This is a genomic window from Providencia sp. PROV174, assembly GCF_028480685.1.
Classification (GTDB): Bacteria; Pseudomonadota; Gammaproteobacteria; order Enterobacterales; family Enterobacteriaceae; genus Providencia; species Providencia rettgeri.
The window spans coordinates 1-26,316 of record NZ_JAMPOT010000014.1; the positions used below are offsets into that span (position 1 = coordinate 1).

22 protein-coding genes are annotated in these 26,316 nt (G+C 38.0%); 11 read left to right on the forward strand and 11 right to left on the reverse strand.

Annotation, left to right across the window (positions count from 1 at the left end; all coding sequences use genetic code 11):
• Nucleotides 1–23 precede the first annotated feature (23 nt).
• The 5 genes from PSE60_RS12990 to PSE60_RS13010 all read right to left on the reverse strand — a co-directional run bounded on the left by PSE60_RS12990 (nt 24) and on the right by PSE60_RS13010 (nt 3,717).
• Complete coding sequence (locus PSE60_RS12990; protein ID WP_272665678.1) at nt 24–773, reverse strand: fimbrial biogenesis chaperone; 750 nt, start codon at nt 771–773, stop codon at nt 24–26.
• Nucleotides 770–1,486 carry a fimbrial biogenesis chaperone gene (locus PSE60_RS12995; protein WP_210839631.1) on the reverse strand — a complete coding sequence of 239 codons (717 nt, stop codon included), beginning with the start codon at nt 1,484–1,486 and terminating at the stop codon, nt 770–772. The genes PSE60_RS12990 and PSE60_RS12995 overlap by 4 nt, the downstream gene beginning before the upstream one ends.
• Before the next feature lie 20 nt (nt 1,487–1,506).
• Nucleotides 1,507–2,052 carry a fimbrial protein gene (locus tag PSE60_RS13000; protein ID WP_272665679.1) on the reverse strand — a complete coding sequence of 182 codons (546 nt, stop codon included), beginning with the start codon at nt 2,050–2,052 and terminating at the stop codon, nt 1,507–1,509.
• A gap of 341 nt (nt 2,053–2,393) precedes the next feature.
• A complete protein-coding gene (locus PSE60_RS13005) occupies nt 2,394–3,068 on the reverse strand; it encodes a fimbrial biogenesis chaperone (protein ID WP_272665680.1) in 675 nt (224 codons plus the stop codon).
• 94 nt (nt 3,069–3,162) lie between these two features.
• A complete protein-coding gene (locus PSE60_RS13010) occupies nt 3,163–3,717 on the reverse strand; it encodes a fimbrial protein (protein ID WP_272665681.1) in 555 nt (184 codons plus the stop codon).
• 841 nt (nt 3,718–4,558) lie between these two features.
• Here PSE60_RS13010 and PSE60_RS13015 point away from each other — a divergent pair.
• From PSE60_RS13015 to yjiA, 4 genes are all read left to right on the forward strand, one after another.
• On the forward strand, nt 4,559–5,011 hold the full coding sequence (locus tag PSE60_RS13015; RefSeq protein WP_210836163.1) for a WG repeat-containing protein: 453 nt from the start codon (nt 4,559–4,561) through the stop codon (nt 5,009–5,011).
• Between the two features lie 432 nt (nt 5,012–5,443).
• Nucleotides 5,444–7,597, forward strand: a complete 2,154-nt coding sequence (locus PSE60_RS13020) for a carbon starvation CstA family protein (protein WP_272665682.1) — start codon at nt 5,444–5,446, stop codon at nt 7,595–7,597.
• 101 nt (nt 7,598–7,698) lie between these two features.
• Nucleotides 7,699–7,902 (forward strand): YbdD/YjiX family protein, encoded by a 204-nt coding sequence (locus tag PSE60_RS13025; RefSeq protein WP_004260586.1) that lies wholly within the window; start codon nt 7,699–7,701, stop codon nt 7,900–7,902.
• 22 nt (nt 7,903–7,924) lie between these two features.
• Nucleotides 7,925–8,893 (forward strand): GTPase, encoded by a 969-nt coding sequence (yjiA, locus tag PSE60_RS13030; protein ID WP_272665683.1) that lies wholly within the window; start codon nt 7,925–7,927, stop codon nt 8,891–8,893.
• Nucleotides 8,894–9,017: 124 nt separating this feature from the next.
• Here the strand turns inward: yjiA and PSE60_RS13035 are convergent, their stop codons facing one another.
• Entirely contained in the window at nt 9,018–10,340 is a 1,323-nt protein-coding gene (locus tag PSE60_RS13035) for an L-cysteine desulfidase family protein (protein WP_210836159.1), read from the reverse strand.
• A 208-nt stretch (nt 10,341–10,548) separates the two neighbouring features.
• Nucleotides 10,549–11,895 carry an MATE family efflux transporter gene (locus PSE60_RS13040; RefSeq protein WP_210836157.1) on the reverse strand — a complete coding sequence of 449 codons (1,347 nt, stop codon included), beginning with the start codon at nt 11,893–11,895 and terminating at the stop codon, nt 10,549–10,551.
• A gap of 339 nt (nt 11,896–12,234) precedes the next feature.
• Between PSE60_RS13040 and PSE60_RS13045 the strand changes: the two genes are divergently transcribed.
• From PSE60_RS13045 to PSE60_RS13055, 3 genes are all read left to right on the forward strand, one after another.
• Nucleotides 12,235–13,131 carry a diaminopimelate dehydrogenase gene (locus PSE60_RS13045; protein ID WP_210836155.1) on the forward strand — a complete coding sequence of 299 codons (897 nt, stop codon included), beginning with the start codon at nt 12,235–12,237 and terminating at the stop codon, nt 13,129–13,131.
• Between the two features lie 171 nt (nt 13,132–13,302).
• On the forward strand, nt 13,303–14,025 hold the full coding sequence (locus PSE60_RS13050) for a hypothetical protein (RefSeq protein ID WP_247605265.1): 723 nt from the start codon (nt 13,303–13,305) through the stop codon (nt 14,023–14,025).
• A gap of 5 nt (nt 14,026–14,030) precedes the next feature.
• Complete coding sequence (locus PSE60_RS13055) at nt 14,031–14,729, forward strand: hypothetical protein (RefSeq protein ID WP_272665686.1); 699 nt, start codon at nt 14,031–14,033, stop codon at nt 14,727–14,729.
• A gap of 53 nt (nt 14,730–14,782) precedes the next feature.
• On the opposite strand, the gene PSE60_RS13060 is transcribed toward PSE60_RS13055, so the two are convergent.
• Both PSE60_RS13060 and PSE60_RS13065 read right to left on the reverse strand, forming a co-directional pair.
• On the reverse strand, nt 14,783–15,610 hold the full coding sequence (locus PSE60_RS13060; protein WP_004913739.1) for a phosphoenolpyruvate hydrolase family protein: 828 nt from the start codon (nt 15,608–15,610) through the stop codon (nt 14,783–14,785).
• A gap of 12 nt (nt 15,611–15,622) precedes the next feature.
• Nucleotides 15,623–16,840 carry a Tm-1-like ATP-binding domain-containing protein gene (locus PSE60_RS13065; RefSeq protein WP_272665687.1) on the reverse strand — a complete coding sequence of 406 codons (1,218 nt, stop codon included), beginning with the start codon at nt 16,838–16,840 and terminating at the stop codon, nt 15,623–15,625.
• A gap of 376 nt (nt 16,841–17,216) precedes the next feature.
• On the opposite strand from PSE60_RS13065, the gene PSE60_RS13070 reads away from it, so the two are divergent.
• Together PSE60_RS13070 and PSE60_RS13075 are read left to right on the forward strand one after the other, a co-directional pair.
• Nucleotides 17,217–17,849, forward strand: a complete 633-nt coding sequence (locus PSE60_RS13070; RefSeq protein WP_210836150.1) for a TetR/AcrR family transcriptional regulator — start codon at nt 17,217–17,219, stop codon at nt 17,847–17,849.
• A 196-nt stretch (nt 17,850–18,045) separates the two neighbouring features.
• Complete coding sequence (locus PSE60_RS13075) at nt 18,046–19,095, forward strand: AbrB family transcriptional regulator (protein ID WP_210836148.1); 1,050 nt, start codon at nt 18,046–18,048, stop codon at nt 19,093–19,095.
• A 58-nt stretch (nt 19,096–19,153) separates the two neighbouring features.
• On the opposite strand, the gene PSE60_RS13080 is transcribed toward PSE60_RS13075, so the two are convergent.
• Nucleotides 19,154–19,501 carry a YacC family pilotin-like protein gene (locus PSE60_RS13080; protein WP_102139426.1) on the reverse strand — a complete coding sequence of 116 codons (348 nt, stop codon included), beginning with the start codon at nt 19,499–19,501 and terminating at the stop codon, nt 19,154–19,156.
• Nucleotides 19,502–19,741: 240 nt separating this feature from the next.
• Between PSE60_RS13080 and cueO the strand changes: the two genes are divergently transcribed.
• Both cueO and hpt read left to right on the forward strand, forming a co-directional pair.
• Complete coding sequence (cueO, locus tag PSE60_RS13085) at nt 19,742–21,373, forward strand: multicopper oxidase CueO (protein ID WP_272665688.1); 1,632 nt, start codon at nt 19,742–19,744, stop codon at nt 21,371–21,373.
• A gap of 126 nt (nt 21,374–21,499) precedes the next feature.
• Complete coding sequence (gene hpt, locus PSE60_RS13090) at nt 21,500–22,036, forward strand: hypoxanthine phosphoribosyltransferase (protein WP_272665689.1); 537 nt, start codon at nt 21,500–21,502, stop codon at nt 22,034–22,036.
• Nucleotides 22,037–22,108: 72 nt separating this feature from the next.
• Here hpt and PSE60_RS13095 read toward each other — a convergent pair whose 3' ends face one another.
• Nucleotides 22,109–26,260, reverse strand: coding sequence for a two-partner secretion domain-containing protein (locus PSE60_RS13095; protein WP_272665690.1), 4,152 nt, complete (start codon nt 26,258–26,260; stop codon nt 22,109–22,111).
• Nucleotides 26,261–26,316: the final 56 nt, after the last annotated feature.

Below are 26,316 nucleotides of genomic sequence, written 5' to 3' on the forward strand. Positions count from 1 at the left end.
CTGAAAAATATTTTGACTAAAAATTACTCAATAGATTCGCTCTGTAATTCCAGTAAATACTCATCAGTAAACCGCCACTCAATTTTGCCGGTATCAGGGCTTTTCAAAGTAATATCCTGAGTAGAAAAAGGAGTAAGCGTTATTTCTCTTTCATCATTTTTAATGTTATTTCCAGCGACTTTTAAATAATCGAATGTTAAATAAAATGGCGTAGGATTCTCTATTCTCAAAATATTACCTTTGCGAGTAAGTTTGACTTTCTTCGCTAATTGGCTTGTTTTCAATTCTTCTATTTCTTTAGGGCGATACAATAATTTAAAGTGGAAATTAGGGACAATATTCAAATGAACGCTATTTTCTTTTTTATTTTTATCTTCGCTAGGAATTGCTCTTATACCAATCCAAAATAAACTTTCTCGATCTTTAGGAAGGTCGATACCATTTATTTGATGACCAATCCGACGAATATTCCAAGAGTTCTGCGTATTTGCTTCCATTTTTTTTAATGGAGGCAAAATAATAAATGGTACTTGTTCATTTGTATTGTCAATTTTAGGGAGTAAAGTTTTCTCATCAGCATTAGCAACCCATGCCTCCATTAAGTAACTTTCCGTATTTCCATTAATCATATCGATACTAATACCACCAGTATCACTTTCGTTATAAACATAACGCTTTAATACAAAATCAAATCCAGTTGGATTGTTTGCTACTGCAATAAATGGAAACATGAAAATAAAAAACCAAAATATTCGAAAGCTATTTTTTATCATTTTTGTATACCTTTTAATGCAATAGGTTCAACTTTTGTTTCCCCACCATAATCATTAATAATGTCCCATTCTATTTGAGAGACTTTATGATTTGCAGGTAATTCAACGGAAGAAAATGGTGCGACCATCGGCGCTCTGTCACTCTCGAAAGATACTTTATCCATTTTGATGTTTACTAAAGTAAAATAATAAGGTGATGGATTTTTGATAATAATGCTATTCCCTGATTGAGTCGCTGTTAACGTTCGAATGTAGTCATTAACATGCCCTTTAATTCCATTTGGGCGATAAAACATTTTTATCACGATTTTGGTTGATAAGTTAAATTTTGTATTTACTTTATCACTCTCATCGTTATTTCTTTGTTTCGATTCAGGAATAAAATTGACCATCAAATAAAATAAAGATTCCTGATCATTAGGGAGGGAAGCTAGTGATTTAGGAATAATTTTTAGTGCGGTATTTGAGTTTTCTTTAAGTTTTACTATCGGGGGTATCACCGTAAAATTTTCGCTTGGTGCATTTTCATTTTCTAACGTTGAGAAAATTAAACTTTGCACTAAGTATTTTTTCATACCACTGTTATGTGCTGTAATGCTTTGGCTTTTATCATTTTGAGTAAATATTACTCGAGAATGGTCGAGTGATACCGCTGCAAATGCACTTTGAGATACAAAAATTGTACCTATAATGGCTTGAATTATTTTTTTCATGTCATTTTCCGCGTAAATTATTAATCTGCGTAATAACCAATGGTTAAGGTTGCTGAAAAATCACCTTCACTTGGGTCACAATCTGTTTTGGCACAACGTAATTTAGCGCTAATCATTTTTGTTTCACTACTGCTTTTTATGTTATCCCAAATAATTGAGGCAGCATCTGGTTTAGCTAATGCGGTTTGGTTGGCACTAATAACACGATTTCCATCTAATAATTGAATGCCAATAACTCCGTTAGGGTCGTTATTAAAGAAATTATTACTGCCCGTTAAAGTGTTTCCAGATGCTAGATAAACCACGGCTGTTGTTTGGTCCGTGCTGGTGCAATTTCTTAAACCAATAGAAAAATTTTTCGAGATAGTATCATTCTTAATTTCATTGACGGTCGTTACGCCTGATGCATTACCTAATATAATTTCATTAGGAACATCAATTTCACAGGTTTTTGCTAAAAATAAAACGGAAAATTCGTATTGAATTTTATAGTCATCTGCTGCCATTGCAGGGTAATACATGAGCATTATTAAAAATGTCAGTAATACCTGTTTTATTTTTTCCATTAAATTTAATCCTGATAATATTCAAACATAATAGCGATAGTTGCATTACCTGGTTTAACATTATTTTAGCGTTACACTCGGATAACTCTGTAATTAATAACTGAGTCTTTAGCTATTGAAGGAAAGAAGGAAATTTCCTTATTACTCACTACCTGCTAATTCTGGTTGTTTTTATCTCAGTATTCAAGTGAAAAACTCGCTTTAGTTGTATCTTCTATTTCAAAAAGAACATCACAATTTAATTGTGCAGATACCACCGATTTTAACTTGATTTTAAATAGTATGTGCCTATTTTGAGATAACTTGGCTGGGGAAAATCGCCAGCCGAGTTCGAAATGACTTTATTCTATAGCCCCATAATATTCATTATACCCACCGAGGTCGTTGATGATAGCCCACTTTACTGGCCCAGTTTTGTTTTTGCTTGTAACGGTCATTTCAGCGAAGGGAGAAATGACATTATTTTGTTTATTCAGTTTGACGGATTTATTATTAACCACTAACCCAGCCAGATTGATATAGTAAGGTGAGTTATTGGCTAACTTAACCCCATTAGAGGTTTGAGTGATTTTAATATTTTTAAACGCATCTTCTTGGGGCATTGACAGGCCTGCTGGGCGATAAAAAATCTTAATCACGCTTTCTAATCCTACTTTTACACCATCCGCTTTACTGGATTCAGGGACATTTCGTGAATGGAAGTAATACATACTTTCGCGGTCTTTGGGAAATTTATGCGAAATTGCTTTTATTTTGATTACGTTACGTTGTTTGGGGTCTAATTTAAAAATTGAAGGTGTAATAACAAATAAACCTTCGGACGGTGTTTTGCTATCTAGCTGTTGTGTAATAAAACTTGCCACTAAATACGATTTGTTATCTTCATTACGTGCGGTAATAGAGGCTGAATTAGTCGCTTCTTCAATAACGATACGAGTTTGACTTAAACCGACACCCGCTTGAGCAATAAATGAAAATGTTAATAAGATAAAAAGTAGAGATTTTAATTTTTGCATTTTCTTTTCTCTTATATATTTATATTGCGGGCAGTAAATTGTTACTGCCCGCTTTAGCAGCTAAACTCAGTGTAGACTATTATTAGTTAAGTTATTAATCGTAAGCGACGCTAAAAGTTACTGGAACATTTAAGTTTTGAGCGACTGCATCAGTCGTTGTTGCATAAAGACCTGCAACCATTGGGATGATGTAGTCATTTTGACCTGTAACTTTCAGGTCTGCAATTTCAGTTGCAGTGTTAGGGGTGATAGCCGTTTTTGCTTTACCAGCCGCTAACTTAACACCGATTTGTGATGCTTGAGCATCAGCAAACATATCTGAGTGACCAGTTAATGTTTCACCTGTTGCTAAGATAGAAACAGAAGTTGCACTTGCAGCTTCGTTATTGCTACCCGCATCACCGTTATAAACTTTAGTACAGTTATTTAAAACTAAGTTAAAGTTTGCTTCTGATAATGCTTTAGTCGTATCAATTTTTTCGTTTGAGTGAGTTCCTAAGCTGATTAAGTCTTTAGAAGCACTGATATCACAAGTTGCAGCAACTAAACGAGCATTAAAGTTAACTGTCGCATCTTGAGCAGCAAAAGCTTGAGAAGAAAGAGTTGCAACAGTGAATGCGCCAATCAGAGCAAGTTTATTGAATTTCATAATCATCATTCCTAAGTATATAAGAAAAGCTTAATTTAATTTTTAAATTAATAGATATTTAAAGTTTCATATTTCAGATTAAGTTTTTATTCTATTAATACAGATTAAAAAATCCAAACATCATTATTTAAATGCCTATTAATAAATGAGTTATTAATACTGGCTATTAAATAAATAATTTCTGTGTAAAAACTTAATTTTAAAATGTCTTGGTATTTATTAGGTGAATACTGTTCACCTGAGTGCGTGAATAATATTAATAATACTCACATAAGTTGTCAAACAGGTGGAAAATACATTTTTATGTTTTTTGAATAGATTTCAAAGTATTATTTTTTATTTATTTCAATGTGTTATGTTTTTTTTGAATGATTCAGGTGATATGGGGTGTGATTTTTTAGTTTTATATATCGACTTATGTGTCAATGATGAGTTTATTAAGTTTTAAATACCGAAGTTAATATTTTCACATAATTTGTCGCTGAAATTAACACTTTTTTGGCATGAGGATGGAAAATGTTACGAACAACTACGGTGTGTGATAAAAATGCGAATTGATTAGAGTTTGTTAACACTTAAATTAATTTTGATCATGTTTTGCTGTACAGATGAAAAGATTCGAGAAATAGCTATGGTATGTCGCTTCATCATTTCTTGGTTATTGGCTTATTTTTAATTTTAATCTTGAGATTATTCTTATACAAGACTTTATTTATCTTTATTCCTAGTTTCATAGGAAGCGATATGCACTATATTTATTAAGTGGGCAGTAAACAGAGTAGAATTGATAAGTTTGGTTTTTTTATCTCCTAACAAGTGTAAATGTAGAATAAGGAAAGTGATGATGATTCGTTATGTCGCTGGCTTAATGTCATTAGGATTAATGTCTTTTTTATCAACAGCACAAAATCTTGAGCAACAATTTAGTTTATGGGTGGAAAATGAAAAAGATAAAATCGAGTGTTTTGAACCGCAATCATCATTTAAGTATTGCTTAGGTGAACGACCAAATAGCGGTTTGGCTGTTTTTGACCAGAAAGGGCAAGAAGTTTACCAGCTTTATTATTTTGATAACTGGCCAGATGAAGCACAGGACGGGGTATATCGAATTCGTAAAGAAAATAAAATTGGTTTTGCAGATGCGATATCAGGGGAAGTCGTGATTGATGCAATTTATGATTGCGCATATCCCTTTGAAGCAGGGAAAGCGAAAGTCGGTATCGGATGTGAAACACAAACTGATGGTGAGCACAGTTGGTGGGTTGGCGGTAATTGGGCAACAATTACACGCTAATAGTATATAGATATCATAAAGCTTCAAATAACTCAGTTTTAGGTTTTTACGTTATTAGTGAAATTTATTCACAATAAACGTCATTTTAACTATGTATACTTCATTTTTTAACTTATTGAAAACAAATTGAAATTGTAATGCAGATCACGTTTTTAAGCTTATTTGACCTCCCTAAAAACCATTCAAAGTAAAAAACAAACCGCTTAATTCCATATGGCACCACTTAGCATAACTTTAGTCATTTGCTGAATGTAATTTCATACCATATACACCATGGCAGAGCTCAATTTTTTGATTCAATACAGTTCAACCACTGCCAATTAAAAAACCATCAACGATAAATGATAAGCAACGAAAACACAGCGATATCGTTTTTTATGATGGCTAATACAAAATCAATGGCATGTTCGTTTTACCTCAGAAGGGTGTTCTATGAACAAAAATGGTATTTTAAAGCACATTCCGTGGATGATCCTTGGGATAATCGGTGCGGTCTGTCTGGGGGTAGTTGCACTCAGGCGTGGTGAGCACATCAGTGCTCTTTGGATTGTCGTCGCTTCTGTGGCGGTGTATCTCATAGCATATCGTTATTACAGCTTATATATCGCTAAAAAAGTGATGAAGCTGGACGAAACACGTGCGACTCCAGCCGTCATCAATAATGACGGGTTAAACTATGTTCCGACAAATAAAAACGTTCTATTTGGTCACCACTTTGCAGCGATTGCAGGGGCGGGGCCATTAGTCGGACCCGTTCTTGCTGCTCAAGTCGGCTATTTACCCGGCACCTTATGGTTGCTTGCAGGGGTTGTGTTAGCCGGTGCAGTGCAAGATTTCATGGTGTTATTTATTTCATCACGTCGTAATGGTGCATCATTAGGGGAAATCGTTAAAGAAGAGCTAGGCCCAATTCCGGGAACGCTGGCGCTCTTTGGGTGCTTCCTAATCATGATCATTATTCTTGCTGTATTAGCATTGATTGTGGTGAAAGCCTTGGCAGAAAGTCCATGGGGTGTCTTTACTGTTGTGTCAACGGTACCAATCGCCTTATTTATGGGGATATATATGCGATATATCCGGCCAGGGCGTGTTGGTGAGGTTTCAGTCATTGGTATCGTCTTGTTAGTTGCCTCTATCTGGTTTGGTGGCGTGATTGCTCACGACCCATACTGGGGCCCAGCACTGACATTCAAAGACACGACGATTACTTATGCGTTAGTGGGTTATGCGTTTGTCTCTGCATTATTACCTGTATGGCTAATTTTAGCGCCTCGTGACTATTTAGCGACATTCTTGAAAATTGGGGTTATCGTTGGTTTAGCGATTGGTATCGTTATTCTAAACCCTGAATTAAAAATGCCAGCAGTGACGCAATTTGTTGATGGTTCAGGTCCTGTTTGGAAAGGTACTCTATTCCCATTCTTATTTATTACCATCGCTTGTGGTGCGGTATCCGGTTTCCATGCGCTCATTTCTTCAGGGACAACTCCGAAGTTATTAGCAAATGAAAAAGATGCGCGTTACATCGGTTATGGTGCGATGTTAATGGAGTCATTTGTTGCGATTATGGCTTTGGTCGCGGCTTCTATTATCGAACCCGGCCTGTATTTTGCAATGAATACGCCGCCAGCCGCATTAGGTATTACCATGCCTAACCTGCATGAGCTGGGTGGTCCAGATGGTGCGGCTATCATGGCTCAGCTGAAAGATGTGTCTGTTCATGCAGCTGCTACAGTGAGTTCATGGGGTTTTGTGATTTCACCTGAACAAATCATGCAAACAGCGAAAGATATTGGTGAGCCGTCGGTATTAAACCGTGCAGGTGGTGCGCCAACATTAGCGGTGGGTATTGCGTTTGTTTTCCACGAAATCATGCCTGCGGCAAATATGGGCTTCTGGTATCACTTTGGTATTCTGTTTGAGGCTCTGTTTATCTTAACTGCATTGGATGCAGGGACTCGTTCAGGCCGCTTTATGTTGCAAGATTTATTGGGTAACTTTGTTCCATTCTTGAAGAAAACAGATTCACTGGTTGCTGGTATTATAGGTACAGCAGGTTGTGTTGGGCTGTGGGGTTACTTATTGTATCAAGGCGTTGTTGACCCACTGGGCGGTGTTAAGAGCCTATGGCCTCTGTTCGGTATCTCGAACCAAATGTTAGCAGCAGTTGCTTTAGTCTTAAGTACAGTAGTGCTGATTAAGATGAAACGCAGTAAATACATTATGGTGACTGTATTACCTGCAGTATGGCTATTAATCTGTACAACTTGGGCATTGGGACTGAAATTATTCAGTAATAACCCACAACTGGAAGGATTCCTATACTTAGCGAAATCTTATAAAGATAAGATTGCGGCAGGTGGTGCAGAGTTAACTGCACAAGAAATTACTAATATGAATCACATTATTATTAATAACTACACCAACGCTGGGCTGAGTATTCTATTCTTAGTAGTTGTCTACGGTATCATTTTCTATGGTATTCGTGTTGGGATGAAAGCGCACAAAAACCCAGAGCGTACAGACAAAGAAACACCTTATGTTCCTGTACCTAAAGAGGGCGTGAAAGTTTCATCTTCACATTAAGTCACCCTTCAGCGGAATTGAACATCGGAAGGTGTTCGGTAAATGAAAGGTCGCCCTACATTGTGAGTTCATGATGTAGGGCATTTGTATTGGAGAGGCTGATGTTTGGAAATCTCGGCAAAACAGGAAAATACCTCGGGCAAGCAGCACGAATGTTAATTGGTATTCCTGATTATGATACCTATGTGCAGCATATGAGTGATAATCACCCAGATAAACCTGTGATGACATATAAAGAGTTTTTTCGCGAAAGACAAGATGCACGGTATGGTGGTAGCGGTAAAGGCGGATTTCGCTGCTGTTAATCAATGAAGTGTGAGGGCAATAATGAAATCTATTAGCGTAACAATTTTAACCGGTTTTCTCGGGGCTGGTAAGACGACTCTCCTTAGCCATATTCTTCATGCTGAGCACGGTCATAAAATTGCAGTGATTGAAAATGAGTTTGGTGAAGTCCCCATTGATAACGCAATAATTGGTGATCGTGCGACACAAATTACCACATTAAGTAATGGCTGTATTTGTTGTAGTCGTTCGAATGAATTAGAAAATGCCTTATTAGACCTATTAGATGGCCTTGATAATGGAAAATTAGACTTTGAGCGTCTCGTCATTGAATGCACTGGAATGGCAGACCCAGGCCCGATCACTCAAACTTTTTTTTCCCATGAAGTCCTATGCGAACGTTATGTGTTAGATGGCATTATTACATTAGTGGATGCTGTTCACGCTGATAAACAATTGAATGATTTTGCCATTGCTCAAGCGCAAATTGGCTATGCAGACCGTATTTTATTGACCAAAACAGATATTGAGCCGAATAACGAAGCTTTAATTGAACGTTTACAACGTATTAATGCGAGAGCACCGATTTACCCCGTTATTCACGGTGATATCGACCTGAGTTTATTATTGGATATCGAAGGGTTTTTATTGGATTCACAGTTGAATGTCAAACAACCGACATTCCGTTTCGTGCCTAAACAACAAAATGAAGTCGGCTCAATTGTCCTTGAATTTAATTACCCTGTTGAGCTGATGGCAGTTTCTCAAGTAATGGAAGACCTATTACTTGGTTTTGCAGATAACTTACTGCGCTATAAAGGAATTCTTTCCATTATGAATGAACCAAAACGCTTATTATTCCAAGGTGTTCAACGCCTCTATAGTGCGGATTGGGATAGAGACTGGGAAGTTGATGAACAACGCCGCAGTGTATTAGTGTTTATTGGTATTGACCTACCAGAAGATATAATTCGTGAAAAATTCGCAGCCCTAGAAGTTAATTCAAAATAGAACAATTCAAAAAAAGAAATTCAAAGTCATTAGCGGCGTAGCAAGGCGATAAAATAGCCAATCCCTAGGAGCATACACAAGTATGTGACTAGGGTTGGCGAATGTAGCCAACAACGCTACGGTGTTAAGGGCGTGCTTTAGCGGCCATAATTTCAATAATCTGCACGTCAGTATGCTTCATTGAACCTGCAGCTAAAGAACATAAATTGGCAATAGACTGGTCGACATCATCAGACACAATACCATCCGACCCTCTAACACAGCTATTATCTAATGCCATTAGCACGGCTTTATAAGCGGCACTCGCACTGGTTGACACTTTCATTGCACAACTGTTTGATGCACCATCACAAATCATACCGCTAACATCACCAATCATACTGGAAATTGCCATAGCAACGACTTCATAGCGGGATTCTAATAACCAAGCAATGCCTGCGGCAGCTCCCATCGCCGCTGTTGTTGCAGCGCACAATGCCGATAATGCAGGAAGCTGGTTATGAATATAAATCGCCATTAGGTGCGACAACATTAAGGCACGAGCCAATTGCTCTTCAGACGATTGCAAATAATCAGCCGTGACAACTACTGGCATGGTTGCCGCGATACCTTGGTTACCCGACCCTGAATTACTCATGGCTGGTAATACGGCACCACCCATGCGCGCATCTGAGGCGGCGGAAGTGCGGATCATAATTTCTGACATTAAGTCTTTTGAAAGCAAGCCACGGTCTCGCTGGGTTTGCAATGTTTTACCGATATGTAAGCCATAAACGTTGCGTAAACCTTCTTGAGATAAAGCTTCGTTTAAGTGCGCGGCTTCAAGAATAAAACGAATATCTTCTAAAGGTGCTTCGGTAGCAAATTGATAAACAGACTTCGCGGTGATAGGTGGCAGAGGGACGTCAGCAGCACAGTCAACTGGTGATTCATGGTGGGGTTGAGCTGTTGTGGCATCAAATACGGTATGATTGTTATGAACAATTTTAACAATATTGGTATGCGACCCTGCAATGATGACGGTTGCGGATTCAGTTTGTGTGTATACCGTGGCTTCAGAGTAGATAACATCATCACAAGGGTGCTTGATATCTACAGTAATAGCTCCTTGCGCTAACATGGTTTTACTCAAAGCAATGGCATCCGCAGATGCTGATTTTAAAACTTCTAAACCGGCATCGGCATCGCCACCAATCGCGCCAAGTGCAGCTGCGATGGGTAGACCAACCATACCTGTTCCGGGGACGGTTACGCCCATGCCATTTTTCATGAGGTTAGGGGAGACAAAAGCACAGACGCGGATCACTTTTCCATCAAGAAATGAAGCGGCTTTAGCGGCAGCATATGCCAATGAAATTGGCTCAGTACAACCTAAAGCAGGTTTTACTTCTTGTTTTACTGCTTTGATAAAATATTGCCAAAGTAGTGGTTGTGATTGAGCATGCATAGCAAGTCCCCTTAATAAAATCTTTTTCGATTTTATTATTTTAAACAACAGTCTGGAGAAAAACTTCACTAAGTTAGGGGATTTAAAGAGAGTGAAGAGAAATATTATCTCTAATTTGAATTATAAAAATGAAAAATTTCTAATTTTGAGCCTGGTCACAAAAGTCCTGCCTATAAAATTCGGCAGGACTGAGTGATAACGGAACCAGTTAGCTTTCTACATCAAGACGTTTACTTTGCCATTTACGTGAACGCCAGCGCCATGCATTCGTTAAGCCGCGTAACCATTCATCAGCAAAGAAACCTAGCCAAATACCTAAGAGGCCCATCTCCATTTTTATACCTAAGAAGTAGCCTAATGGGATAGCGACGCCCCACATAAAAATAATGGCGGTACATAGAGGAAAGCGTGCGTCACCAGAGGCACGCAAGGCATTCACCATCACGATATTAATTGTTCTGCCGGGCTCTAAGAATACCGAAAGTAAGAACAATGGTAGCAATAATTCAACAATACCGTGGTCATCCGTAATATTATTTAGGATAGGATCACGGAATAACCAAAAGGCAATAACGACACCAATTGTTACGTAAAAACCCATTTTGAGGCTTTTTACTCCGCGCCTAAAGGCATCTTCAAAGCGTTTTGCTCCAACAAGATGGCCAACCATAATTTCATTACCAATACTGATAGAGATACCGAACAGCATGATAAACAATGACAATTGGAAATAGAGTGTTTGTGCCGCAAGAGATGTTTCTCCCATGAGACCGATAAACGCAGATGCAGTCATAAAATGGAGGATCCAAACGAGGTTTTCCCCAGCGGAGGGTAAGCCAATATGTAAAATTTTACCCAACATTTTTCGCGACCAGTGTATTAGCATCATTGGGACAAATTTAATCCTCAACCCATAAAACAGTAGGCAGAAGAGTAAAATAACGGCAACAATACGCCCAACGACAGTTGACCAAGCAACGCCCTCAAGGCCATATTGTGGTAACCCAAAGAAACCATAGAGAACAATGATGTTACCAAACACTGTAATCACATTAGCGATTAATGTGACCCACATTGCAGGCTGTGCTTTACCATAAACTCGCAAGCATGCGGCTAAAATAATTGAAATCGCTTCAGGAATTAAACAAATCCCTAAAATACGTAAATAAGTATAACCATCAGCCATTAAATGTGATGGCATATTCATGATAGTTAGAATGCTATAGCCAAAAAATAATGCGACTAGCGCGCTAGAAAAACCAAGAATAAAGTTAAACGCAATTGAAATATGAATCGCTTGGCTGGCTTTTTCTCTGCGGCCTGCTCCTAAGTATTGGGCAATAACAACGCTACATCCCACACTTATAAAGTTAAAAATAGTAATAAACAGGTCAAACACCTGGTTTCCCACCCCCATAGCAGCAAGGTAGGCAGTAGAAACGTGGCTAACCATATAGGTATTAATTAATAATGTGGCCAAATGAAGAAAAATATCGATAAAAATTGGCCAGCTGAGCGAAAAGAGTGACCGCTCAGTCACATCAGATTGATGCATTGAGAACCTTTATATATTCATGAATGTTAGGGAAAGCTTGTTGAGTGGCTAATTCTACATGGATTTCAACAATGAAAATAGGGTTAAAATGCGTCTGATTTAATCAGGCTAATGTTTTGTTTACTTTTAATTATTCTGTTAGATTTAATTTCGCTATATCCCCTAAATAATTCGAGTTGCAGGTAGGAGACAAGGGAAGATAGACGGGGAACATAGATAAACTATGTGACTCGGCTAGTGGAGCGTAGTCACTTATACCTCAACGAAAAGCGCTGCAGCTTGAAGGATTACAGGTATAAATAATTTAATAAGCAACATCAGAACTGTATAGGAGTAAAAATGACAAAAATTAAAGCAGCAATAGTGGGCTACGGCAATATTGGTCGCTATGCACTAGAAGCTGTTCAGGCCGCTGATGATTTTGAGCTTGTTGGAATAGTTCGTCGCAATACACAAGATATTCCCGCTGAGCTTTCTGGATGTAAAGTGGTTGATGATATTGAAAAACTTGGGGAAGTTGATGTTGCACTCTTGTGTTCACCAACCCGTGCAATTGGCCCATTGGCCGCTAAGATTTTAAGTCTTGGTATTAATACGGTTGATAGTTTTGACGTCCACTCAGATATTGTGGCGCTAAAACACAGCTTAGATGACGTTGCGAAACAGCACAATAGCGTGGCGGTTGTGTCTGCGGGCTGGGATCCAGGTTCAGACTCCATTATGCGGACCTTAATGTTAGCCATGGCGCCTAAAGGTGTGACTTATACAAACTTTGGTCCAGGGATGAGCATGGGCCATAGTGTGGCTGCTAAAGCAATTGATGGCGTAAAAGATGCACTTTCTGTCACAATTCCATTAGGAACTGGGGTTCATCGTCGTATGGTTTATGTTGAATTAGACAGTGGCGCGAAGTTTGATGCGGTGACTCAAGCAATTAAAGCAGATAGCTACTTTTCTTCTGATGAAACACATATTCGTCAAGTTGATAGCATTGATGCATTAAAAGATGTTGGGCACGGCGTGCACATGACCCATAAAGGAGTTTCAGGGGCAACGCATAATCAATTATTTGAATACTCAATGCGTATTAATAACCCTGCACTCACTTCTCAATTTATGGTTTCTGCCGCACGTGCGACCATGAAACAAGCTGCAGGCGCATATACCGTGATTGAAATTCCACCCGTGAATTTCTTGCAAGGTGATTTAGATACGCTGATCGCCAAACTGGTTTAAGTTCAATTTAATCTATCTGTGGCATGGCATGTGTATGCTCATGCCATCTTGTCGATATTTTTTACACTTTATCTTATCCTGAATCCGTCATTCGGACTTTAGCCACTGTTTATTTTTTGTGTTATCAAGTAGCTTATTAGTAAAGTGATATTGATGACATGGAGTGAGGCAATGGTAAAGCCACCAAGGAATGGGAAAGATAAAAACCAAGGTTTTTTCCCAAAGCAATCTTCAGTAAAAAGCGTGAAGGAAAACCCGCATTCTTTCAGTATTATTCGTGCTTTTTCTAAAATAATAAATTACGGCTTCTCATTATTTTATGTCGGTTTCATTTTATCGGTATGGTTTTTCCCTGAATACTATACGGTAGAAATTATTTATAACCTGACACTGATCCTGATTTTTGAATTTATTTTAGTTCACTCTGGCGTTTTTATGGCAGTATTTCGTGATTGGCGCGTATTAACGTTATTTGCTGTTTTCTATGGTCTTTTTGCATTAGCCATTAATATGTCAGTCTTAGGTGATTCCCCATTAATTTTATATTTGTATAGTGCCACTGTTGCAAATCGAATGCTTTTTGGTTTAACCAGTCGAACAGAACAAGAACGAGCTGAAAATATGGGTTATTCAGCGTTAATGGCACTCAATTTTATGTTCTGTATTTTCTCGGTGTTAATTTTATCTTTCCTCGTACCTTATGGCGGATTAACGCCTGAATATTTAAGGTCAATTGATTATTATTCGAGTATTTCTAGTGGTGGCGAATTTCCGGATAAACCCCATGTGGCTTTTGCCTTTGGTGTACTCTACTTTGGTATGCCTGTATTTATGGCTTGCTTAACGCATTTTTTATGTAAAGGACATTCTATTTACCAGGAAAAAAGGAAATAATTTTCGTGGCTAGAAAAATAAAAAAAAGGAAAATATCTCGTAAAAATACCTCTGCTTTAGGGACGAATAGAAAACAATATTTTCTTGAATCAGAAGAACCACAAGGAATAATGGCGACGTTACCAACATTAGTTGAGCACGGGCTCACTGTTTTTTATATTGTATTTTTATTGTCACTCTGGTTTGCACCTCAATGGTCTGGAGTGGCTGTTATTTACAACATGGTACTGATTTTATTATTTGAATTTATTTTGATTCATATGAGCACGATGATGGCCGTTTTGGCGAAAGGTTTTTTCTTTATTGTGATTGCTGCGATGTTAGGTGGTGTTGCGTATATTTTTCATACCACACAAATTAACTCTTCTGCGATCCTTTATATTTATGCCGCAACATTAATTAATCGAATTATTATTGGACGGAAGCAAGCTAATGACATGAATAGCCACTTTAGTGCATTTGATAAAGGTATTGCTAAATTACGTCATTATGTTGCGTGTTTTATTATTATCATGCTACTTGGCCATTATTTACCACAAGGTGGGTTAACGGAACCGTATTTGGTAGAAAATAACTATTATGTCATGCTCAAGATGACTGGGGCGACAGAAAACCCATTAATGGTTATCCAATTTGGGGTCTTATATTATTCTACATCATTACTTTGGGTGTTATGGCGCTATTTAAACCCCGCTAAAAAATAAAAAAACGCCTACCAAAGTAGGCGCCTGGCGTTGGCAAAATATAAAGTAAAAAACTAACGTGTAATTGATTTAAATTTTTGTGTGGTGGCGGTTAATGCCACTTCTGTTGGCAAACGTTCCATTGAGCTGGCACCGTAGAAACCATGACAGTCAGGGCAGTTGGCTAAAATGTATTCAGCATCTTCTGGAGTGGCTATTGGGCCACCGTGGCACAGAACAATCACATCTTCGCGTACTGCTTTTGCCGCTTTTGCCCATTCATTGATTAATGGCACACAATCTTTGAGCGTCAATGCCGTTTCTGCGCCAATATTCCCACCAGTCGTTAGCCCCATGTGCGGCACAATAATGTCAGCACCAGCTTGAGTCATCGCAATGGCATCTTCAGCACTAAAAACGTAAGGCGTTGTAAGTAAATCTTTTTCGTGGGCTAGGCGGATCATTTCAACTTCTAACCCATAGCCCATTCCGGTTTCTTCTAAGTTAGCGCGGAAATTGCCATCAATTAAGCCGACGGTAGGAAAATTTTGCACCCCTGCAAAACCTGTTGCTTTGATATCATCAAGGAACTTATCGAATTGGCAGAATGGGTCTGTTCCATTCACACCCGCAAGAACTGGCGTCTGTTTTACTACAGGTAAAACTTCTTTTGCCATATCCATAACGATTTCATTCGCATTACCATAAGCTAATAAACCAGCAAGGGAGCCTCTACCCGCCATGCGGTAACGGCCTGAGTTATAGATAACAATTAAATCAATACCGCCCGCTTCTTCGCATTTAGCCGATAGCCCTGTTCCTGCGCCACCACCGATGATTGGTTCTCCCCGAGCAATCATGTCTCTAAATTTTTTTAATAAATCTGTGCGGTTATGTTTCATAATTAACCTCTATTATTTGTTCAAAATTTCCTGGTGAAGCTGAATAACCTGATCACAAAACTCTGAGGAGTTAATATGATAAGGACTCAAAATAAGCTGTCTTTTCTCTGTTATGATTAAATTTGCGGTTAAAGCATCAATGAAGGCTTGGTCCGCGATAGGATCCCAAAATGGAGCACCTTCAACATCTAAAGCTGAGAAACCTGCTGTTGGAATGATAAAGCGCACTTCACCATCACAACGATTTAATTTTTTGGCAATCCAACGACCCATTTGCTGATTTTCTTCTTTGGTCGTTCTCATTAAAGTGACTTGAGCATTGTGATGATAAAATAAGCGATCTTGATAGTGTTCAGGTACAGTGGAAGGGCGACCAAAATTCACCATATCCAAGGCTCCACAAGATATCACGCAAGGGGTTTGAGTACGCTCAATGGCACCAAAGCGGTCTTCATCACACGCTAGTACGCCACCAAATAAGTGATCACACACTTCAGTGGTTGTAATGTCTAAAACAGAATGCAATAACTGGCTATCAATCAGTTTTTCCATGGCTTTACCGCCACTGCCTGTTGCATGGAAGACTAGACAGTCATATTGCGCCTCTAACTGTGTTGTAAGTTGTTGGACGCATGGGGTCGTTACCCCGAACATAGTTAGGGCAATTGCAGGCTTTAAGTCGTGCTGTTGTTCTTCGCTATCAAACCAAACCGCTCCCGCAATTTGGTTGGCTGCATTTTTTAATACTTTGCGGGAAATGATATTTAAGCCAGATACGTCTGTTACGGAGTACATCATCGAAATATCACTCGCACCGATATAACCGGAAATATCCCCTGATGCCATCGTGGAAACCATTAATTTTGGAATACCTACTGGCAACACTTGCATGGCGGGTGTAATGAGTGCGGTTCCGCCTGAACCCCCTAAACCAAGGATAGCGGCAACATCTGTTTGTGCGGCAAGATAAAGGCTAAAAGCGTGTGCCATGGCTTCAATGGCTTTACCGCGGTCACCACAGAAAACGGCTTCAGCGCCAAGTGGATGAAAACTTGCAACGGCATGCGCGCTGATATCTGCGTTTTTATCTAATTGCGTTGGTTGTGTTGTCAGGTCAACGGTACGTACCGCCAATCCGGCGTTTTTGATTAATTCACTGACATAAAATAGTTCAGCACTTTTCGTGTCAAGCGTTGTTACAATATAAATAAAACCCGGATATTTTTTCATAGAAAAACCCTTTCAGAGTAAAACTAGCGTTGAATTTTTCATCACAATGAGACTATGGTATCATTTTGTTTGGTTGTAAAATGAGATTGCAGTCTCATTTTTTATTTTGTGGTGAAGGGAATTGATGACTAGGCGTTATATCCTATTGATAAAATGTAATAAATATTTGCTAAGAGTCTTGAATTATTTTGAATAGATGTGGAAACTTATAATATTTAAATGTGATTATTCTGTCTTTTGTTATTACTTTTAAAATCATCTTCATGGATAAATTTTTACAAATTATCAATCAAGTATGTTTACCTATTCGCACTTATATGTTTTCATGAGAGTTAACTCGATTTATAGTAAGTGACAGTATTTTAAGGATAAATTAATGTCTAAAACTAATTCATACTCAGAATACAAAGGGACACGAAAACGGACCTATGTATTATTGGTTACGACGGCTTTAGATTTATTTGAAAAAGGGGCAATGCCTTCTGTTTCTGAATTAGCGCTTGAAGCGGGAGTTTCTCGTGCGACAGCTTATCGTTATTTTCCGACGCAGGCTGATTTAATTACTGCAACGGTTAATGAGAGTTTAGGGCCAATTTTAACCTGGCGCCCGCAAAGTGAACAAACCGAAGATCGTATTGACGAGTTATTAACCTATGCCTTTCCGCGTATGTTTGAACATGAAGGTGTTTTACGAGCCGCACTGCAAGCATCATTACAGCAGTGGGCACAGGGTCGAGCTGATCCACAAAGTGTTAATGATAAGCGTCTAGAACGTGGCAATCGTAAAGAAATTCTTGCGATGGTGACATCGCCAATGAAATCAGAATATCCGCAAGAAATTATAGATAGAGTGATTCGAGCATTTTCTGTTATTTATGGCTCTGAAATATTTTTAGTACTAAAAGATATTTGGAAAATGGATGATGCTCAAGTCACTGCGTTAGCTCAATGGATGTCCAAAGCAATAATGAATCAAGCTCGTGCTGATAATATAAAGCGAAGAAAATAGTTGTATTACTACGCCATGTTAATTTTTGTTAAGAGAGATTTTTCTGACCAAGCTAAAATAATAAGATCAAAATCTAATAAATAGATAAATTCTGGTGGATACTACTAGGGTGATAAATAAATAAAAACTAAAGCCATATGACTTAAATAATGTGATATAAATTAGGACTATAAAAAGACTTAATGGTTAATACCATATGATGAAATTATTAAAAATGTTAGGTGGGATTTCCATCTGTGCCTTAATTGGTGGCGGGCTGACTTACCTCGGAGTTCCCCTTGCATTGATGTTTGGCCCAATCATTGCCATTATCATTTTTCATCGTTTTGGTATTTCGTTTGCCATCCCTAAACATACTATTACCTTTGTTCAAGTCACGCTCGGGACCTCTGTGGGCTTGATGTTTAATCAAGTGTCTCTTAATGAAGCAGACAATTTATTTCTTTTACTATTGATGCTAGTTGTCTGTTTGGCTGTACAATTTTCATTTAGCTTTTTTTGGTTTTACCGCAAAGTTGGTTGGACAAAACAAGAAGCGATGCTTGGCTCTGTTCCCGGTGCTATGGCAGCTATTTTGGCATTAACTGACCATACTCATACACCACCTCAGAAAATTGTTATTTCCCATACAATTCGCTTAATTATTCTTATTTTATTAGCAGGAATTGTTGTGGGGAGCGACGGGGATCCTCAACCGATAATAGAATTTCCAGAATTGACATTAGTTGCAACGGGATGGCTAGTGCTCATTATTGCAGTTGGGGTAATTTCAGGGGCAATATTACAGCGTTTAAAAGTCCCCGCACCTTTTATGTTAACGTCATTAGCGGCGGCAACTCTTATTCAAGGTTGGGCGGATATCCCATTAAATTTCCCGTTGATGTTGACTGAACTCAGTATGGTATTGATTGGGATGAACATTGGTAACCATTTCATTGTGTTTCCACTTTCATCGTTGATTAAAAATATATACTCTTCGGCCCAAGTTGTGGTGGTTAATATCGTGCTGACTTTTCTTATCACGGTATTTGCCTCTTGGATTACAGGCTATGATATTTCGGTACTATTGTTAGCGTGGGCTCCAGGGAGTATGGAAGCGATGACATTCGCAGCAATCACCATGAATTTAGACGCGGGCTTTGTGATGTCAAACCATATTATCAGGATGGTAATTATTCAAAGTATTCCATCGATAGCGTTGTTTTGGCAAGAAAGAAGACAAAAAAGAAATAGCCATTTAGAATAAAGAAAGAAAACATGCAGGCGATATTTGGCATGTTTTCTTGATAGGTTTTTTCATCAGCTTATTTGACGTAAGCAAAGAGGCCTAGCGAATCGCGAGCAAGAGACTGGCATTTAAACTCGGTGGTGAGTGGTATCCCTTTTAGGTCACTATAACTTTCTTTGTTAAGAGCGGTCATTTTTTCCGCATTATAGTTACTAAGATCCCATTTGTTACTTTTCGCAAAGTAAACAATAGCACGTTCAATTTCTCTATCTGGGATTTGTGAATACCCGCAATCATATTTTAGATAAATAAAAACAGCCGTGAGATCAGCAAGATCTTCAGCTTCGTTGGTAGAAAGAGCTCTGGCAGAATTGGTTATCCCTAACAGAGTCATTAAGCATGACATCAATATAAATTTGCGCATTCGTTATTCTATCTGTTTTCTATGTCAAGTTACGTTAGCATAAGAATAGAATTGTTAGTCAACTATATTTTTCTTAAATCCATGTAATAAACCCACATTTACAGAGTGGTTTTATTGACCTTCCTGTAAGGGGAGGCTTTATCATACCTTCATTAAACCATGTTTTGCTTCGAAAGTGTAATTTGCCATAAATTACACCATTAATGATTATTGATTTGATAAATAAAAGGAAGGTTATCAATGCTACGTCGCGATTTTCTTAAATTAAGTGCTATCACGTATGCTGCAAGTGCGCTGCCTATTTGGAGCCGCATCGCGGTCGCAGCGGGAAATTACCCTACATTAGCGATCCCCCCCTTATTGGAGCCCGATGCACAAGGTAACATTCAGTTGGTTATCCAGCAGGGTGTTTCACAATTTGTTCCTGGAAAGCAAACGACGACATGGGGTTATAACGGCAATTTATTAGGCCCTGCAATTAGTTTGAAAAATGGACAGAATGTTAATATCAATATTGTTAACCAACTGGCAGAAGACACGACAGTTCATTGGCATGGTTTAGAAATTTCAGGTGAACAAGATGGCGGCCCCCAAGCAATAATCCAACCTAACGCAAGCCGAAAAGTGAATTTTACGGTAAACCAAAGTGAAGCGACATGTTGGTTCCATCCTCATACTCATGGAAAAACCGGCTATCAAGTGGCAATGGGATTAGCAGGCCTTGTATTAATTAAAGATGATGACAGCATAAAGCATGGCTTACCAAATGATTGGGGTGTTAATGATATTCCAGTCATTTTGCAAGATAAACGCCTAAAAGATGATGGGCAAATTGATTATCAACTTGATGTGATGAGTGCCGCAGTGGGTTGGTTTGGCAATATCATGCTAACGAATGGTGCTGTTTATCCTAAACATGTTGCCCCGAAAGGTTGGATACGATTAAGGTTATTAAATGGCTGTAATGCTAGAAGCTTAAATATTTCCACCAGTGATGGACGTAAAATGTATGTCGTTGCGAGTGATGGTGGTTTATTGGCTGAGCCGATTGCGCTAACCGAATTACCTATCTTGATGGGAGAGCGTTTTGAGGTATTAATTGACGCCTCCGATGGCCGCGCATTTGATTTGGTAACGCTACCTGTTGGGCAAATGGGAATGACGATTGCACCATTTGACCAGCCTTTGCCAGTACTGCGTATCGAAACAACGTTGACAAAAGGGAAAGGTGACTTACCATCAACACTTGCAGCCATACCCGCGATTCCTTCTCTTGCTGGCTTAAATCGCCGTCGTTTCCATTTAATGATGGATATGCGCTTAGATATGCAAGGCATGATGATGTTACGTGAAAAATATGGCGATCAGGCGATGGGGAATATGGGCGGTCATGGTGCAATGATGGGGAATATGAACCACGGCAACATGAATGCAGGTAATATGGATCATGGAAATATGAATCATGGAAATATGAATGGCAAAATGGGAAGTGGCGGCCATTGTGGCACAGGTTCTGATGGCTTGGATATTCATAATGCGAATACTATAAATGGGCAAGTTTTCTCAATGACGCATCCTGCATTCAACGCTCCTATGAATCAACAAGAAATTTGGGTCGTTTCAGGGCGTGGTGATATGATGTTGCATCCATTCCACGTTCATGGCACGCGTTTTCGTATCCTAAAAGAAAACGGCCAAGCCGTAGAGCCTCATCGTCAAGGTTGGAAAGATATTGTCAAAGTAGAAGGGCAGGTGAGTGAAATTTTAGTTGAATTTAAACACCCTGCAACACAACAGCACCCTTATATGGCTCATTGCCATCTCTTAGAGCATGAAGATACGGGGATGATGTTAGGCTTCACTGTGAGTTAACAGCCACATTTACTTTCAGAGAAAATGCAGTGTGAAATTTTAGCACTGCATTTTCCTTTATTAGTATATGCGTGCTGCCTATGTTAAAATTACGCGCTTTCCATTCCCATAGATGCGTAATAGAAGATGAAACATACCCTTGAAGTGATGATCTCTGAAGAAGAGATTGCTCAACGAATCAGTGAATTAGCCGATAAAATTAGCGCTCATTATCAAAAGCTTGATGGTGAATTAGTCCTTGTTGGCTTACTAAAAGGTTCATTTATTTTTATGGCCGACTTATGCCGTAAGATTGATGTTCCCCATGAAGTCGATTTTATGACAGTTTCAAGTTACGGTAATGCGATGACATCAAGCCGTGATGTTAAAATTGTCAAAGACTTGGATGAAGATATTCGCGATAAACACGTCTTAATTGTTGAAGATATTATTGATTCAGGTAATACCTTAAATAAAGTACGTGAGATTTTCGAATTACGCGGCCCTAAATCTGTCGCTATTTGTACATTGCTGGATAAACCTTCACGTCGAGAAGTACAGGTTCCTGTTGAGTGGATTGGTTATTCTATCGAAGACAAATTTGTGGTGGGTTACGGTATTGACTATGCTCAACAATATCGCTATTTGCCTTATATTGGCCATGTAACGTTACTTGAAGATTAATATTTTCAGGTGAACTCGATGAAAAAGGACAGCAAAGCTGTCCTTTTTGTTTTATCACATTCCAACAATGTGTTAATGGGTATTAATGATCACATTACTACCCGTGATTTGCCCGTAGTTGTTTGATAGGCTAGGCGTTGTCACTGTAGTTATGTTTCTTGAGTTAATTTTTCCATTATAGTTATTAATAGAACGTGCTGCTTTAGCTGTTAAATCAAGGTCTGCATTCATTAAACCACTATAATTGGAAATTGTATCTGCGGTTGCTTTCAGATTTCCTGCACTTTTAATTTGAGCATAGTTATTAATGATTTCATTACCCATTGTAATATCAATATCAGCCTCCCCAGACGCAGGGAAAATAGCATTGGTTTGAATAATGCCAGAAGTATTATTCAATTGGGTACCTTTCATTTTGATACTACCATTTTCCGCAATAATTCCACCATTTTGCCTCACTAAGCCAAGGTAAGGTGCGTTTTTACTAAAGTTAGTTGCATTTATGTTACTAATATAATTGGCATTCATGACAATGTTATTGTCAGCTTTAATCAATCCATTAGCATTATTTAAATATTCAGAGATAAAGTTAAGGTTAAATCCTTTAATATAACCTGCGTTGTTAATTAAATTATCAACACGGAATGTTGATTTACCATTCCCAGAGGCAATAACCCCAGCATTGGTTAATTTAGGACTTGTGATATTTAATAGTTTTGCACTACTAATCGTTGACCTGTAATCATTCTGAATCTCTTTATTTGCAGTGATATCCATGCGACCAGTTTCAGTTTTAATGACAGAAGCATTATTAATAACTGAATCAGCATCAATATTGACTCGGCGGTTAGCACTGATCGTACTATTATCTCTGTTACTTAAAGAGCTTCCGGTAAAATTAAAATCTCGGCCAGCGGTAACTTTTGCACTCATAAAGGAAGCTAATGCGGCAGTTAAATTAATATCATTTGCAGCGATAAATCTATCATCTCCCCATTTGCTATAGTAACCACTTTGGGTAATAAGATTTCGTTCAACATTGATATTAATATCTCCAGTTTCAGCTTTAACTAAACCTCCACTAGCGTAGTAATCATTAAAGATATTCATATTCACATTTTTATTAGCGCTGATAAGTGCGCCATGCTGGCTGACGAATTGACCATTAGATGTCAAATTAATATCACCGGCACTAGAAATAATAGAGGCATTAATACCATTAGAAAATTGATAACCACCATTAGAAGCTATATAAATATCGCCAACAGATTGGATCACTGTGGCATTATTGACATTGTAGGCATTTATGTTTAAGCCAGAATTTCCTGCATTAATTAAGCCTTTATTGACTAGAGAACCACCAGAACCGACTAAGTTAATGTTTATTTTGTCAGCATTTAATTTACCAGTAGCCGCGATTGTTAACCCATTGGTTGAACTATTCGTGTTAGTCAGTGGCGATAATTCATTACCATTTGTATCAAACAGACTATTACCTGTAGCGATATTTAACTCTTTTGCTTTAACATCACCATTAATGAGTACTGAGCGAGCAATAAAATCCATGGCATCAGTCGATGTCATGGTTTTATTTATTGTCACTTGACCTTTATTAACGTTATAACCAATTAAATTACCGGCAACGACTAATGGTGTACCAGTAACGAATGCTCCACGTTCTGCATTAATAAAGCCACAGCTGTTACAAGTAATACCGGATGCATTAGCCACAATGACTTGAGCGGCACTACCAGCAACTTCCATCATTCCATTAATGGTACTGACGTTATTACCAACGACTTCATTTAGAATAACGCGAGCTTCACTTCCTGCGGTGATATTATTATTACCAGAAATATTGCCACCTAACTGTGTTGAAGTCATTGTACTACTATTATTAAAGATGGTTCCTTTATCTCTTACATTGAAGCTTTGATAAGTATTATGGGAAATCCCTTTATCAGTCGGTTTTTTGATATGAATAATATTTAGGCCATCTGGTCTATAGATAATTCCTGTCCCATCAAGGCTATAAGTATCATTTATATCATTAGTTGAAATGGAAGGGGCATAAAGTTCAGTGATACCTATTGATGACAATTTGCCATAAGTATTATTAATGTTATTTGTCGATTTAATGATTAATTTACTACCAGAGTTGATTTTTCCAGAGTAGTTATTGAGTGATTTAGTGTTGATAGCAATATTACTGTCGCTTGCTAGTTCACCATAAGTATTATTAAAATCACCCGTTAAATTAAACTCCATTCCACCAGGTGATGCAGCTCTTTCTTGAGCAGTACTTTTAAATAACCCATAATTATTAAATACGTTAGCACCAGTAACGGTAATTCCACCATCTAAAACTTCAATGCCACCAATTTTATTTGTTAACCCGAATTTATTGGCAACTCGGCTAAAGTTACTTGAATAGTAATTGTTTAATTGAGTAATATTTAATATCATATCGTTATATGAACGAATATATCCTGCATTATTACTTAATGATTTAGCATCAATATCCAGTTTTTTAGCATCAATGAAACCTTGATCATTGTTAATAGTATTAGATGTGATGCTTAGCTGATCACCCGCAATAAATCCGTTTCTATTATCAAGGTCGTTAACTTTGATATTTGATTCGTAAGTAGGAACTGGAACGGTATTCGGTACATTAGTTGGGGAAATAATTTTTCCCGCGTTCACAAGCTTTGCCGAAGTAATGTTTAAACCACGGCCACTGCTGATAACGGAATACGCATCATTGGTGATATAGTTTTTGGCATTTAAATCTGATTTTGCATTAGTTGTAATTATTGAGGATGACTTATTTACAATTGTATTAGCATCAACTTTTACTCTCCGCTTAGCCGTTATACTCGAGCTAGTATTTTGAAGGGAATCGATTAATTCTAAATTAATATCTCTGCCAGCTTCAATTTTTGATCTTTCATTTGTCATGTTTTTAGCTATGACATTAATATCCCTAGCTGCAAAAATTCCATTTCCAGTATTAGATGTATTATTTCCATGGTAAATTGAATTTCTTACATCAAGATTTACATCTGCAGTATCAGATTTAATTAACCCGTTACTGTTTTGAATACTCATGGATTTAATATCGACATTATTTTTAGCTTGAATAACCCCATTATTATTTGAAACAGTGTTATTGGTGCGTAAATTAATATCGCCAGCGGTTGAAACGAGTTTTCCTTTATCGTTATCGAAAACGACATAACCTGAACTAGTTTCATTTGTGACGATATTTAGGTTATTTTTGGCACTGACCAATGCTTTGTTATGAAAAGTATTTACATTTAGGTCAATATCACCAGTTGATTCTATTTTATTACTGTCATTAGCAAGGTACCATGCAGACTTTATGCCTAATCCACTATTTCCTGCTGATATAACCCCTTTATTCCTAACACCGACGCCACTTTCAGTAGAAACTAAAGTAATCTTATCTGCATACATGCCACCTAATGCCGAAACATCAATACCGACAGAAGGGCGGGTACCCACAGGTGTGACAGTAGAAACGACATTACCATTTGCGTCGACAAAGTTATTCCCAGTGACAACGTTGATTTCTTGTGCTTTTAATTGACCATTGATCATTGCTGAACGAGCAATAAGTTCTGTGGGGGAATCAGAGTTTAAATCTTTATTAATGATAATTTGTCCCTTAGCTACGTTATAACCAAGTAATTCCCCATTACCCACAATTGGTTTTCCCGTTGTGAGCGTTGTGCTTTCGGTATTAATAAAGCCACAGCTATTACAGGTAATCCCAGACGGGTTAGCAACAATCACTTGTGCTTTTTTACCCGCAACTTCGACCATACCATTTAAGGTTGTTGCGTTATTCGAGTTAACCTCATTAATAATAACGGAGGCTTCGCCACCTGATAAATTAAGGTTTCCATTAATCATCCCACCTAATTGAGTGTTAATATTGTCTTTACTATTATTTAGGATAACGCCCTTATTATCGACATCAAATTTATTGTATATATTGTGAGAAACACCTTTATCACTGGCTTTATTAATATGGACAATAGTTGGACCATTACTGTTGGTCATAACTCCTGCACCATTAGTATTAATTATTTCGGCATGAGCAATAGAAGTGACACCTAAAATTGCAGAAACACATAAAACGATTGGCTTTAGTTTTAACGTAGAGGTATAGGACCCAATTTTGATAGGTTGACTCATAGAAATATCCCTAAATATGATTTGAGATTAATGTTTATAAACTAATAATATTCCAT